13 protein-coding genes are annotated in these 11,642 nt (G+C 76.1%); 4 read left to right on the top strand and 9 right to left on the bottom strand.

Features of this window, described 5'->3' with window-relative positions; genetic code table 11:
- Positions 1 to 91: 91 nt before the first annotated feature.
- Genes E9549_RS21150 through pdhA form a run of 5 tightly spaced genes read right to left on the bottom strand, consistent with a single transcriptional unit; the run spans position 92 to position 5,259 of the window.
- On the bottom strand, positions 92 to 1,252 hold the full coding sequence (locus tag E9549_RS21150) for an AGE family epimerase/isomerase (RefSeq protein ID WP_236828561.1): 1,161 nt from the start codon (positions 1,250 to 1,252) through the stop codon (positions 92 to 94).
- The gene (locus E9549_RS21145) at positions 1,249 to 1,611 is read right to left on the bottom strand and encodes a hypothetical protein (RefSeq protein ID WP_236828560.1); all 363 of its coding nucleotides are present in this window, start codon (positions 1,609 to 1,611) and stop codon (positions 1,249 to 1,251) included. The genes E9549_RS21150 and E9549_RS21145 overlap by 4 nt, the downstream gene beginning before the upstream one ends.
- 25 nt (positions 1,612 to 1,636) lie before the next feature.
- Positions 1,637 to 3,139, bottom strand: a complete 1,503-nt coding sequence (locus tag E9549_RS23865; protein WP_308113179.1) for a dihydrolipoamide acetyltransferase family protein — start codon at positions 3,137 to 3,139, stop codon at positions 1,637 to 1,639.
- Positions 3,140 to 3,142: 3 nt separating this feature from the next.
- Positions 3,143 to 4,123, bottom strand: a complete 981-nt coding sequence (locus E9549_RS21130; protein WP_236828559.1) for an alpha-ketoacid dehydrogenase subunit beta — start codon at positions 4,121 to 4,123, stop codon at positions 3,143 to 3,145.
- Complete coding sequence (gene pdhA, locus E9549_RS21125; RefSeq protein WP_374201469.1) at positions 4,120 to 5,259, bottom strand: pyruvate dehydrogenase (acetyl-transferring) E1 component subunit alpha; 1,140 nt, start codon at positions 5,257 to 5,259, stop codon at positions 4,120 to 4,122. Before pdhA ends, E9549_RS21130 begins: the two co-directional genes overlap by 4 nt.
- A 217-nt stretch (positions 5,260 to 5,476) precedes the next feature.
- Here pdhA and E9549_RS21120 point away from each other — a divergent pair, with 217 nt between their 5' ends.
- The gene (locus E9549_RS21120; protein WP_236828558.1) at positions 5,477 to 5,950 is read left to right on the top strand and encodes an Lrp/AsnC family transcriptional regulator; all 474 of its coding nucleotides are present in this window, start codon (positions 5,477 to 5,479) and stop codon (positions 5,948 to 5,950) included.
- Here E9549_RS21120 and E9549_RS21115 read toward each other — a convergent pair.
- Positions 5,947 to 6,198, bottom strand: coding sequence for a DUF3253 domain-containing protein (locus tag E9549_RS21115; protein WP_236828557.1), 252 nt, complete (start codon positions 6,196 to 6,198; stop codon positions 5,947 to 5,949). The genes E9549_RS21120 and E9549_RS21115 overlap by 4 nt on opposite strands.
- An 81-nt stretch (positions 6,199 to 6,279) precedes the next feature.
- On the opposite strand from E9549_RS21115, the gene E9549_RS21110 reads away from it, so the two are divergent.
- Positions 6,280 to 6,798: a hypothetical protein gene (locus E9549_RS21110; protein WP_236828556.1), complete on the top strand. Its 519-nt coding sequence runs from the start codon at positions 6,280 to 6,282 to the stop codon at positions 6,796 to 6,798.
- 57 nt (positions 6,799 to 6,855) lie between these two features.
- On the opposite strand, the gene E9549_RS21105 is transcribed toward E9549_RS21110, so the two are convergent.
- Together E9549_RS21105 and E9549_RS21100 are read right to left on the bottom strand one after the other, a co-directional pair.
- On the bottom strand, positions 6,856 to 8,178 hold the full coding sequence (locus E9549_RS21105) for a serine hydrolase (RefSeq protein WP_236828555.1): 1,323 nt from the start codon (positions 8,176 to 8,178) through the stop codon (positions 6,856 to 6,858).
- Between the two features lie 34 nt (positions 8,179 to 8,212).
- Positions 8,213 to 8,536 (bottom strand): DUF3817 domain-containing protein, encoded by a 324-nt coding sequence (locus tag E9549_RS21100; RefSeq protein WP_236828554.1) that lies wholly within the window; start codon positions 8,534 to 8,536, stop codon positions 8,213 to 8,215.
- Positions 8,537 to 8,650: 114 nt separating this feature from the next.
- Between E9549_RS21100 and E9549_RS21095 the strand changes: the two genes are divergently transcribed.
- On the top strand, positions 8,651 to 9,196 hold the full coding sequence (locus E9549_RS21095; RefSeq protein ID WP_236828553.1) for a hypothetical protein: 546 nt from the start codon (positions 8,651 to 8,653) through the stop codon (positions 9,194 to 9,196).
- A gap of 3 nt (positions 9,197 to 9,199) precedes the next feature.
- On the opposite strand, the gene E9549_RS21090 is transcribed toward E9549_RS21095, so the two are convergent.
- The gene (locus E9549_RS21090; protein ID WP_236828552.1) at positions 9,200 to 10,273 is read right to left on the bottom strand and encodes an NlpC/P60 family protein; all 1,074 of its coding nucleotides are present in this window, start codon (positions 10,271 to 10,273) and stop codon (positions 9,200 to 9,202) included.
- Between the two features lie 384 nt (positions 10,274 to 10,657).
- On the opposite strand from E9549_RS21090, the gene E9549_RS21085 reads away from it, so the two are divergent.
- On the top strand, positions 10,658 to 11,642 hold a 985-nt coding region (locus tag E9549_RS21085; RefSeq protein WP_236828551.1), incomplete at its 3' end, for a YhjD/YihY/BrkB family envelope integrity protein.

Raw genomic sequence — 11,642 nt, 5'->3', positions numbered from 1 at the left:
CAAAGGCACGAGGCCAGTCAGAGCAAGGGTCACGCCCGCTGCCGCCAGCAGTCAGCCCATCACCGACGAACCGACCCGGCCAGCCTCACAGTCAGCGCAGCGCGGCCGCGATGCTGCCCCGCACCGGCAGGTCGGCCAGGAGCAGCATCTGCGCCAGGTGGTAGGCGTCGGGCTGCCCGCTCCACGTGCCCTCCGCCACCTCCCCCGAGGGCGACAGCTCGTGGTGCCAGCTGCCCGTGACGGGATCGACGAAGCGCTCCTCGCCGTGCGCCCGCCAGCGGTCGGCCAGCTGCCGGTACCGCGGCTCCCCGGTGACCCGGGCCAGCACGGCGGCGGCCGCGACCGCCTCGCAGAGCACCCAGTGCATGCGGGCGCCCACGACCGGCCGGTCGTCCCAGCCGAGGGTGTACGGGAAGCCGTCAGCCCCGTCGGCGGCCCAGCCGCGGGTCGCCGCCGCCTCGAACAGCGCGACGGCGTCCTCGAGCAGCCAGGTCGGCGGGTCGGGCAGGGCCGCCCGGAGGTGCAGCGCGAGCCGGGCCCACTCGAACTGGTGCCCCACCGTCACGCCGTAGGGCTGGAAGGGGTCGGCCGGGCGGTCGCGGTTGTGGTCGGGCAGCGGCTCCCAGGCGGCGGTGAAGTGCTCGGGCAGCCGCCACTCCCGCGCGCGGGCGAAGCCGTGCACGACCCGCTCGGTGCTGCGCAGCGCCTGACCGCGCAGCCGCTCGGCCAGCGCCGCGTCGTCCACCGCATCGGCGGCGGCGAGCACCGCCTCGACGCCGTGCATGTTGGCGTTGGCGCCCCGGTAGGCCGAGAGCGTCGTCCAGCCGGCGTCCCACTCGTCCACGGCCAGCCCGGCACCGGCGTCCCAGAACCGCTCCTGCCAGACGCCGACGGCCTCGTCGAGCAGTGCCCGGCCGCCGTCGACACCGGCGGTGGCGGCCGTGGCACCGGCCAGGACGACGAACGCGTGCACGTAGGCCGCCTTCGTCCCGTCGTCGCCGGCCGCGCGCCAGCCGCCGTACCGGGCGTCGTGCAGCGGCCCGCCGCGCAGCGCGGCCACGCCGTGGCCGGCCAGGTCGCCCGCGCCGGGCCGGCCCAGCAGGGCGGCCAGCCCGAACACGTGGGTCATCCGGGCGACGATCCACGTCTCCTGCGGCCGGGGCAGCACCCTCCCGTCCGAGCCGAGGTAACCGAACCCGTCGGGCACCCGGGAGCGCGCCGCGAACTCCAGCAGCCGGTCGAGGTCGGTCATGCGGTGTGCTCGCCGGCGATGCCCAGCGCGAGCCGGACGGTGGCCACCATGATCACCACGAGCCCGGCCAGGTGCACCAGCCCCGCGCCGATGTTCGGGCTGCCGGGAGCGATCAGGTCGAGGACCACCAGGGCCAGGAGGACGACGAGGACCAGCCCGCCCACCCGCCGCGGGCCGTCCCCCGGGGAGCTCAGGAGCAGCACCGCGGCGGCGAGGGCGAGGGCGTACCCCGCGAACTGGACGAACGCCGGCGCCAGGCCCTGCTCCGACGCCGGCCGGCTCCCGCTCACCACGATGGCCACCCCGCTGCAGAGCGCGAAGAGCAGCAGCAGGACGAGAGCCGTCCGACGTCGGTCCACGAGCGCACCCTCCCGCGAGCGACGGTCAGAACGCCAGCGCCGTCCCCGGATCGTGCAGCAACGCCCCGACGTCGGCCAGGAACCGCGAGCCGAGCTCGCCGTCGATGATCCGGTGGTCGAAGGAGAGCGCCAGCTGGGTCACCTGCCGCGGGCGGACCTTGCCCTTGTGCACCCAGGGCATCTCCCGCACGGCGCCGAAGGCCAGGATCGCCGACTCCCCGGGGTTGAGGATCGGCGTGCCGGTGTCGACCCCGAACACGCCCACGTTGGTGATCGTCAGCGTGCCGCCGGTCATGTCCTCCGGCGCGGTGCGGCCGGCGCGGGCCGTCTCGGTCAGCTCGGCGAGGGCGCCCGCCAGCTCGGCCAGGGAGAGCCGGCCGGCGTCCTTGACGTTGGGCACGATCAGCCCGCGCGGCGTGGCGGCCGCGATGCCCAGGTTCACCTGCCCGTGGACGACGATCTCCTGCGCCGCCTCGTCCCAGGAGCTGTTGACCAGCGGATGCCGCCGGGCGGCCAGCAGCACCGCCCGGGCGACGAACAGCAGCGGGCTGACCTTCACCCCGGCGAGCTCCGGCCGGGCGGCCAGCCGGCTGCGCAGCTTCATCGTGCGGGTGACGTCGACGGTGAGGAACTCGGTGACGTGCGGCGCGGTGAAGGCGCTGGCCACCATGGCGGCGGCGGTGGCCTTGCGGACGCCCTTGACCGGGATGCGCTGCTCCCCGGCGGTGGCCACCGCGGGGGGCGGGGCGGCGGCGCCGTCCGCGCGGGCGGCGACGGCGGCGTCGACGTCGGCGCGGGTGATCACTCCTCCGTCGCCGCTGCCGTGCACGGTGGTGAGGTCGACGCCGAGGTCCTTGGCGTACTTGCGCACCGGCGGCTTGGCCAGCGGGCGGGGGCCGCGCCGGCCGGGGGCGGAGCCGCGTGACGGGGCGGCGTCCTCCCGGCGGGCGGCGGCCTCGGCCTGGCGGCCGACCTCCAGCCCGCCGTGGCGGACGGGCTTGGTGCGCATGTCCGGGGCGGTCGCCAGCAGCGGCGGGCCGTCGTCGGAGGGCAGCGGCGGCCGGTCGGTGCCGCCGGAGCCGTAGTCGGCACCGGGCAGGGCGGTCGCGCGGGCTGCGGCCGCCGCACCCGAGCGGCGCGGCCGACGGCGGGCCTCGGTGGTGCGGGGCCCGTAGCCGACCAGGACGGCGGTGCGGCCCCCCGGGGCGGCCCCGCCGATCAGCCCCGCGGCCGGCTCCGGGCTCCCGGCGGCCTGCTCACCGGAGGACTCCGCCGCCGGGGCCCCACCACCCACGTCGATGGTGATGATCGGCGCGCCGACGTCGACCATCGTGCCCGCCTCGTGGAGCAGCTCGACGACGGTGCCGGCCCACGGCGAGGGCAGCTCGACGGCGGCCTTGGCCGTCTCCACCTCGCACAGCGGCTGGTTGACCGCCACCGTGTCGCCGACGGCCACCATCCACTGGAGGATCTCGCCCTCGGTGAGCCCCTCACCGACGTCGGGGAGCTTGAACTGTCGCTGGGTCACGGCTCAGAACTCCATCGCGCGGTCGACGGCGTCCAGCACCCGGTCGAGGTCGGGGAGGTACTCCTCCTCGAGCTTCGACGGCGGGTAGGGGGTGTCGAACCCCCCGACCCGCAGGACCGGCGCCTCCAGGGAGTGGAAGCAGGTCTCGGTCACCCGGGCGGCGATCTCCGCGCCGAGCCCGAGGGTCACCGGCGCCTCGTGGACGACGACGCAGCGGCCCGTGCGGCGCACCGACTCGAACACCGGCTCCAGGTCCAGCGGCGAGACGGTGCGCAGGTCGACGACCTCCAGCGAGCGCCCCTCTTCGGCGACCGCCTCGGCGGCCTGCAGCGCCGTCTTCACCATGGGGCCGTAGGCGAGCACCGTGACGTCGTCGCCACCGCGGACGACGCGCGAGGCGAACAGCGGGTCGGGCGTCGCGCCGGTGTCGACCTCGGCCTTCTCCCAGTACCGCCGCTTGGGCTCGAGGAAGACGATCGGGTCGGGGTGGGCGATCGCCTGCTGGATGCCCCAGTAGGCGTCGACCGGGTTGCTGACGGCGACCACCTTGAGCCCGGCGGTGTGCGCGAAGTACGCCTCGGGGCTCTCGCTGTGGTGCTCGACCGCGCCGATGCCGCCGCCGAAGGGGATGCGGATGACGATCGGCATCGGCAACCGGCCCTGGGAGCGGGCGTGCATCTTCGCGACCTGGGTGACGATCTGGTTGTAGGCGGGGAAGACGAAGCCGTCGAACTGGATCTCGCAGACGGGCCGGTAGCCGCGCATCGCCAGCCCCACGGCGGTGCCCAGGATGCCGGCCTCGGCCAGGGGCGTGTCGACGACGCGCGCCTCCCCGAAGTCCTTCTGCAGGCCGTCGGTGATGCGGAAGACGCCGCCGAGCTTGCCGATGTCCTCCCCCATCAGCACGACCTTGGCGTCGTCCTCCATCGCCTTGCGCAGGCCCAGGTTCAGGGCCTTGCCGATGGTCAGGGTCTCGGTGCTCACTCGCCGGCCTCCTCGAAGCTCGCGCGGTAGGCGACGAACTCGTCGCGCTGGGCGGCCAGCCACGGGGTCTGCTCCGCGTACACGGTGTCGAACATGGCGGCCGGGTCCGGGTCGGGCATCTCGACGGTGCCGCTGCGGATCCGCTCGGCGAGCTCGTCGGCCTCGCGCTCGACCGAGTCGAAGAACGCGCTGTCCGCCTTCTCCTGGCGGGAGAGGTACGCCTTGAGCCGGGCGATCGGGTCGCGCAGCTTCCACTCCTCGAGCTCGCTGGCCAACCGGTAGCGGGTGGGGTCGTCGGAGGTGGTGTGCGCGCCCATGCGGTAGGTGAACGCCTCGATGAACGTCGGCCCCTGGCCCTCGCGGGCGGCCTGCAGCGCCTGCCGGGTGACGGCCAGGACGGCCAGGACGTCGTTGCCGTCGACCCGCACGCCCGGGAAGCCGAAACCCGCGGCACGCTGGTACAGCGGGACGCGCGACTGCCGCTCCAGCGGCACGCTGATCGCGTACTGGTTGTTCTGGCAGAAGAAGACGACGGGGGCCGAGAAGCTGGCCGCCCAGATCATCGCCTCGTTCACCTCCCCCTGGCTGGTCGCGCCGTCGCCGAGGAACGCCAGCGTGGCGGTCTCGGCACCGTCGCGCTGCAGGCCCATGGCGTAGCCGGTGGCGTGCAGGCACTGCGCGCCGATGACCACGGTGTAGAGGTTGAAGCCCGTGGCCACCGGGTCCCAGCCGCCGTTGTCCACGCCGCGGAACAGGCTGATCACGTGCAGCGGGTCGACCCCGCGGGTCCAGGCGACGCCGTGCTCGCGGTAGGTGGGGAAGGCCATGTCGGAGGGGGCCATCGCGCGGCCGGCGCCGATCTGCGCCGCCTCCTGGCCCAGCAGCGAGGCCCAGATGCCGAGCTCGCCCTGCCGCTGCAGGGCGGTCGCCTCGACGTCCCACCGGCGGACCAGCACCAGGTCGCGGTAGAGGTCGCGCAGCTCCTCGTCGGAGATCTCCAGCGCGTAGTCGGGGTGCTCGACCCGCTCGCCCTCGGGCGTGAGCAGCTGCACCAGCTGCGACCGCTGCGGCAGGTGGGGGGCGGCGGCCCCCGGGACGGGGTCGACCATCTCCGTGGTCTCGGGCAACGCTGTCACCGGTCGCGCTCCTCGCCGTCGGCCACCGCCGCCGGGGTCACCGGCGGCGCGGTGGTGCTGGACGTTCCGGACCACCGGGTGTGGCGGCCCTCACACATCCTGGCACGGTCGCCCCGCCGCTGGCCAGCCCTCGGGCGCTTCGATCTGCGCAGGACGAGGTGGGGTGATTGCGCAGAAAGGTCCCCGCAGGCCGCTCGGAGCTGCCAGACTGCACAGCGTGCCGGAGATCGACGCCACGGACGCTCGGCTGCTGCTGGCCCTCACCGAGGACCCTCGGGCCAGCGTGATGGCGCTGTCCCAGCGGCTCGGGCTCGCCCGCAACACCGTCCAGACCCGGTTGGCCCGGCTGGAGAGCAACGGCGTCCTCGGCCCGCTCGACCAGCGGGTCCGCCCCGAGGCGCTGGGGTACCGGCTGACCGCTTACATGTCGGTGCAGGTGGCGCAGCGCGGGCTGGCCGAGGTCAGCGACGCCCTGGCCGGGCTCCCCGAGGTGCTCGAGGTGACCGGGCTGTCGGGGGCCACCGACCTGCTCGTCCACGTGGCGGCCACCGACGCCGACCACCTGTGGCGCACCACCGAGGCGGTGCTGGCCATCCCCGGTGTCCAGCGCGTGGACACCGCCCTGGCGATGCGCCGGTTCGTCGAGCGGCGCGTGGGCCCGCTGCTGCACCGCGCCGCCGGGAGCTCCTAGCGGGGTCTGCGGATCCGGACCGGCCCCCGGGGGCTGCGCGCGTCCACCACGGCGCCGTCCTGCGTGACCTCGACTGCGCCGGCGTCGGCCAGCCGGCCCGCTGCGCTGCGCGCCTCCGGCACGAGGTCCCGCCAGCGTGCGGGGTCGACGGCGCGAGCAGCCTCCGACGGGCAGATGGACGCCTCCGGGCGGCGGCGCGCGAGGAGCTCCCCGATGGCGCGCTCCAGCCGCGCGGCGACGTCGCCCACCCGCCCAGCGTGGGTGTCCCGTCCCCCGACCGCCAGCCGGGTGGCGGTGTGCCGCGCCGGCGCCCGGGTACGGGACGGCCCATGGCGAAGCGCACCCCGCTGGGGCGGACGGGCAAGGGCAGGCGCGGCATCAGCACGCTGGGCTGGGCGCTCCGGGGGGCGGCCGCGGGAGCCGCCGGCACCACCGCGCTCAACGCCGTCACCTACCTGGACATGGTGGCGCGCGGCCGGGGCAGCAGCTCCACCCCCGAGCAGACCGTCGAGAAGCTGGCCGCGGCGGCGCACGTGCCCATCCCCGGCGACGAGCAGACCCGGCAGAACCGGGTGCAGGGGCTCGGGCCGATGACGGGGCTGGTGGCCGGCGTCGGGGTCGGCGTGGTCGGCGGGCTGGCCCGGGCCTCGGGGCTGCTCTCCACCAAGCCCGTGGGCACGGTGCTGACCGGCCTGGGCGCGATGCTGGCGGCCAACGGCCCGATGGCCGTCCTCGGCGTCACCGACCCGCGCACGTGGTCGGCGACCGACTGGCTGAGCGACCTGGTGCCACACCTGGCCTACGGGCTGGTCGTCAAGAGCACGATCGACGCCTTCGACCGCCCCTGACACGGCCCGGCGACGATCAGGTCCGCGGGTCCCCTGATCGTGGCCCCGGCGGACGGGTCAGCGCCAGCCGCGCTCGTCCACGCCGCCGGGCACCGGGGCGGCCGGGTCGTAGGGCGTGCGGGTGAAGACGAAGGTGCCGAGGTCCAGGTGGTCGTCCGCGATGCGCAGCGCCTCCCCCGCGAAGTAGCCGTCCAGCCCCCGCCAGGCACCGTCGTCCGCCCGGGCGAAGCGGCTGGCCCGCCCCGGGCGCCCCGGCAGCGGCCCCAGGTGCAGCAGCCCGCCGCTGACCGAGCGCAGCACGTACGGCGCGGGCCCCCAGAACCAGACGCCGAGGCTCTCCAGGGGCAACGGCGAGGGCGCGGGCACCCACGCCTCGACGACCCGCGGCTCGGCGACCCGCAGGTCGGCCAGCAGCCCGAACACCAGCGGGTCCAGCCCGCTGGTGGTGTTGGCCAGCGACACCGCGCCCGCCTGCTCCTCGCGGTCGACGAACACGCCGGCGAGGAAGCCGGGCATCGAGCCGCCGTGCCCGACCAGCGTCCGCCCGTCCACCCGCAGCACCTGGAGACCCAGCCCGTAGGCCGACCAGCCCGGCGCCGACGAGTCCACGCCGGCCGGCACCGTCATCTCCTCCAGCGTCGCGGGGTCCAGCACGTCGGCGGTGTCCCCGAGCAGGAAGGCGGCGAACCGGCCGAGGTCGGCCAGCGACGCCCACAGCTGCCCCGCGGCGGCCATCACGCCGGCGTGGTGCTCGGGCTCGGGCAGCACGACGTCGGCCCACGGGTGCACCGCGTAGCCCTCGGCGGCCGGCGCCACCGGGCGCGGCGTGGTGCGGGCCATGCCGAGCGGCGCCAGCACCTCGGCGGTGACGACGTCGTCCCAGGACCGGCCGCGCAGCCGGGCCACGAGCTCACCGAGGAGGCCGAAGCCGAGGTTGGAGTAGTGGAACCGCCGGGCAGCACCGAGGACGACGTCGGTCTCGCCCAGGCCCAGCTCGTCCAGTGAACCGCCCGGGGTGCGCTCCCACCATCCGCCGGGGCTCTCCGCGGAGGCACCGGCGAGGTGGGAGAGCAGCTGCCCGACGGTGCGGTCGCCGAGCGGGGTGCCGGGCAGGTGGCGCTCCAGCGGGTCGTCGAGCCGCAGCAGCCCTTCGTCGCGCAGCCGCAGGACGACGACCGCCGTCACCGTCTTGCTGATCGACCCGAGCCGGTACTGGACGTCGGTGTGCCGCCCGGGCACCTCGCCGCGGCCGGCCGACCACACCAGCCCGCCGTCCCGGACGACGCCGGCGACCAGCCCGGGCGCCCGCCCGTCGCGCTGCACCCGCGCCGTGCGGGCCAGCAGGAGGCGAGCGGTGGAGGGCAGCACGGGCTCGGGCATGACGGCGACCGTAGCGACCGCCCCGCCCGGCGGATCAGGCGGTCAGCGCCTCGCGCGCGGGCAGCGCACCGGTGCGGGTGGCCCACCGCTCGAACCAGACGGTGGCCAGCGGCGGCACCGAGGCGGCCAGTGCGAGCAGCGTCGTGGACAGCGACCAGCGCAGCACCCGGGCGGCGACGAGGGCCACCACGACGTAGACGACGAAGACGCCGCCGTGGATGGGCCCGAACACCTGGACGCCGACCTCGGAGGTCTGCAGCACCCACTTCACGAACATCCCGGCCAGCAGGCCGACCCAGGTGATCGCCTCGGCGATGGCGACGAGGCGGAAGGCGGTGGTGACGGTGCGCGGGTTCAACGGGCGTCCTCGGTTCCGGGGGCGGGGTCCGCGCGGTCAACGACCGGGCCGGCGGCGGCGTCCCCGCCCGGGGTGTGATGTTCGCGGCAGCGGGGAGGGTGGCAGGGTCGGCCCGTGCGCGGACTGGCCCGGCGGGAGTTCTGCCTGGTGCTGCTGCGCCGGATGGCCGACATCCGGCCCGACCTGACGGCGGAGGCGCTGCCGAGGCTCGGTGCCACCCGCGGCGAGGCGCACGCCGCGCACACCCGCTGGCAAGCTCTCCAGCACTCGCGGCGGGCCCCGCGCGGGCTGGCCCTGCGCACCGCGGTGCTCGGCCCTCCGGAGGAGCTGGAGGACCGGCGCGTCGGCGACCTGGACCTCCAGGTGCGGCGCTGGCCGCTGCCGCTGTGGCCGCACCAGTGGTGGGAGGTCGTCAGCGGGCCCGGCGGCGCGGTGCTGCACGAGCACCTCGCCCGGGCGCCGGGCTCACCGGTGCCGGCGGCCGGCCCGGACCGGCTGCTGGTGTGGGAGCACGTGCTCGACGACGTCGCCGGGCTCCCCGGCGGGCGCGGCGTCGCGACCGGCGTGCCCACCCGCTCGGAGGTCCACCTCCCCGGCGGGGTGCGGGCGGTGTTCGTCTGGGGGCTGCTCCAGCAGGTCAGCGGGCCGGGCTCGGGCTAGGGGTCAGCCCGCGACGCGCCGTGCCCCGGCGTACCCGCCCATCGAGTCGATGCTGGCGACCTTGACGACGTCGCCCGACGTCGGCGCGTGCACCATCTGGCCGTTGCCGATGTAGATGCCCACGTGGCTGATCGGGCTGTAGAAGAACACCAGGTCGCCAGGGCGCAGCTCGGCGCGGGAGACCGCCCGGCCGACGCCCGCCTGGTTGCGGCTCGCCCGGGGCAGGGAGATCCCCGCCGCGCGGTAGGCGTAGGAGGTCAGCCCGGAGCAGTCGAAGGCGCTGGGCCCCGTGGCCGCCCACACGTAGGGCTTGCCCCGCTGCGCCATGGCGGCGTCCACGGCCTTCTGCGCCGCCGCGCTGTCGGCAACCACCGGGGCGGCGGGCGCCGGCGCCTCGCGCTCGTCACGGCTGGCGCGCTGCGGCTCGCCCCCGCGCTCCTCGGCGTGGTGGGCCTCGGCCACGGCCTGGCGCTCGGCGGTGCTCAGCCGGTCGAACTGGGCGCGGAACTCGTCGACCTGCTCCTGCAGCTCGGCCTGCTGCACGGCGATGGAGTCGTAGGTGGCCCGCGCCTGCGCGGCGGCCTCCTGCGCCGTCGCCTGGGCCTGGGCGGCGGCCACGCCGGCCTCGGCGGCCTGCGCCAGCACCACGCCCTGGTGCCCGGAGATGGTCTCCAGAATGCTCACGCGGCTGACGAACTCGTCGGCCGACTCGCTGGTGAGCAGGGCCTGGAAGGAGCCCAGGCCCTCGCCGGTCCAGGCGCTGCGCGCGATGCCGCGCACCTGCTCCTGGGCGCGGGCGAGGTCGGCGGTGGCCTGCTGCAGCTGCGCGGCGGCGGCCTCGGCGGCGGCCTGCTGGGCGGTCAGCGTGTCGCGCGCCTCGTTGAACTGCTCGGTGACGACCTCGAGCTGGTGGCCGCGCTCGGCGAGCAGCCGGGCCGCCTCGCCGGACGTGCCGGGCGAGCCGGGGTTCGCGGAGGCGGGGACCGTGGCGAGCAGGATGCCGACGGCGCCGGCCAGGGACAGCCCCACCCGGCCGGCGGTGCGGCGGCGGGCGGGGGTGCGCAGGGGGGTCGCCATGGTGCGGCGGCTCTCCGATCTCGTCCACGGCCGCCTCCCGGGCCCGGCCGGCCTCTGCGCGCGCACCGGGACGGAGGGGTCCGTCCCATCACGGTGCCGCAGCGGTCCCGGTCCGGCACCGCACCTGCGCGGGTGCCCGGCTCGCTCGACGGCGTCCGGCGGAGGTCACTCGGCAGTGACGGAAAGCCCCGACGGACGTACTCACCGTAGGGGCCGTGACCCGGTCGTGACAATGCTCGGAACAACATTCGTGTAGTTCTCCCTGCGCGCTGAGTCACAGCCGCCCCAGCCACCCGGGATCTCCCGCCAGCCCCAGCCGGTGGGCGCCGGGCCGTACCGGTTTCGGCCCGGCCGCACCGGACCACTACCGGAGGATGGACCGCCGTGAGCCCCTCCCGTGACCGGCCGCCCGTGAGCCGGTGGCCGCGGGGCGTTGCGGTGCTGCGCGGCCTGCCCGCGGGGGTACGGGCCCGGCTGCGGGGCCGCGACCTCATGCTGATCGCCGCCGGGCTCACCTTCTACGCGGGCATCGCCGTCGTCCCGCTGCTCGTGCTGTCGTTCGGGATCACCGCCTGGATCACCTCCTCCCAGCGGGTGCGCGAGCTCGGCGAGCGGGTCGGTGACCTGCTGCCCGGTGAACTGGGCGCGCCGGCCGCGCTCGACCGGCTGGTCGAGGCCGGGGCCGGCCTGGACCCGCTGGGGGCGCTGCTGGCCCTGCTGCCGATGTCCCTCTACGGCGAGGGGCTCCGGCGCGCCCTGCTGCGGTTCTCCGAGCGACGGCACGAGGGCCACACCGCCTGGCGCGGCCGGCTCGCGGCGCTGCCCCTGCTGCTGCTCGCCCCGGTGCTGCTCTACCCGCTGCTGCTCGCCGCGGCGCAGATGGCCGACCTGGCCGACCGCGGCGGCGCCCTCGCCACGACCGGCCAGGTGGCCCTCGGCTACTACGCGGTGCTGGCGGCGCTGACGCTGCCGCTGGCCTGGGGGTTCCGCGTCGTCGGCGGGGGCCGCGTGCGGTGGCGCTCGCTGCTGGTCGGGGCCCTGTTCACCGCCGCCTGCCTGTCGGGCTTCCTCCAGGGCTTCGTGCTGTTCCTGGCGCTGCCGCTGGACCTCGGCGCACCGTTCGGCGACCTGGACGTCGTGGGCGGCGTCGTCGCGCTCGCCCTGTGGCTCTTCCTGCTCCACCTGGTCGTGCTGCTCGGCTGGCTCACCACCCAGACGCTGGACGAGCTCGCCGGCGACCGGTCAGCGCCGCGGCGGCGGGTAGGGGAACCGGTCGAGCCGGGCACCGGCCACCTGCTGGCCATGAGCGTCAACCGCATCTTCGGCCACGACGAGGGCGACCGCCGGCAGGAGTCGGTCAACCTCAACG

This window comes from Blastococcus sp. MG754426 (genome assembly GCF_021699055.1).
Classification (GTDB): domain Bacteria; phylum Actinomycetota; class Actinomycetes; order Mycobacteriales; family Geodermatophilaceae; genus Blastococcus.
Note: the sequence above shows the minus strand (reverse complement) of the source record. Positions and strands in the feature narration are given on the sequence as shown.

Excerpts from the sequence above, each read along its gene's own strand:
- E9549_RS21150 (WP_236828561.1), bottom strand. The coding sequence starts at position 1,252 with ATGACCGACCTCGACCGGCTGCTGGAGTTCGCGGCGCGCTCCCGGGTG.
- E9549_RS21110 (WP_236828556.1), top strand. The coding sequence starts at position 6,280 with ATGGCGAAGCGCACCCCGCTGGGGCGGACGGGCAAGGGCAGGCGCGGC.
- E9549_RS21105 (WP_236828555.1), bottom strand. The coding sequence starts at position 8,178 with ATGCCCGAGCCCGTGCTGCCCTCCACCGCTCGCCTCCTGCTGGCCCGC.
- E9549_RS21090 (WP_236828552.1), bottom strand. The coding sequence starts at position 10,273 with ATGGCGACCCCCCTGCGCACCCCCGCCCGCCGCCGCACCGCCGGCCGG.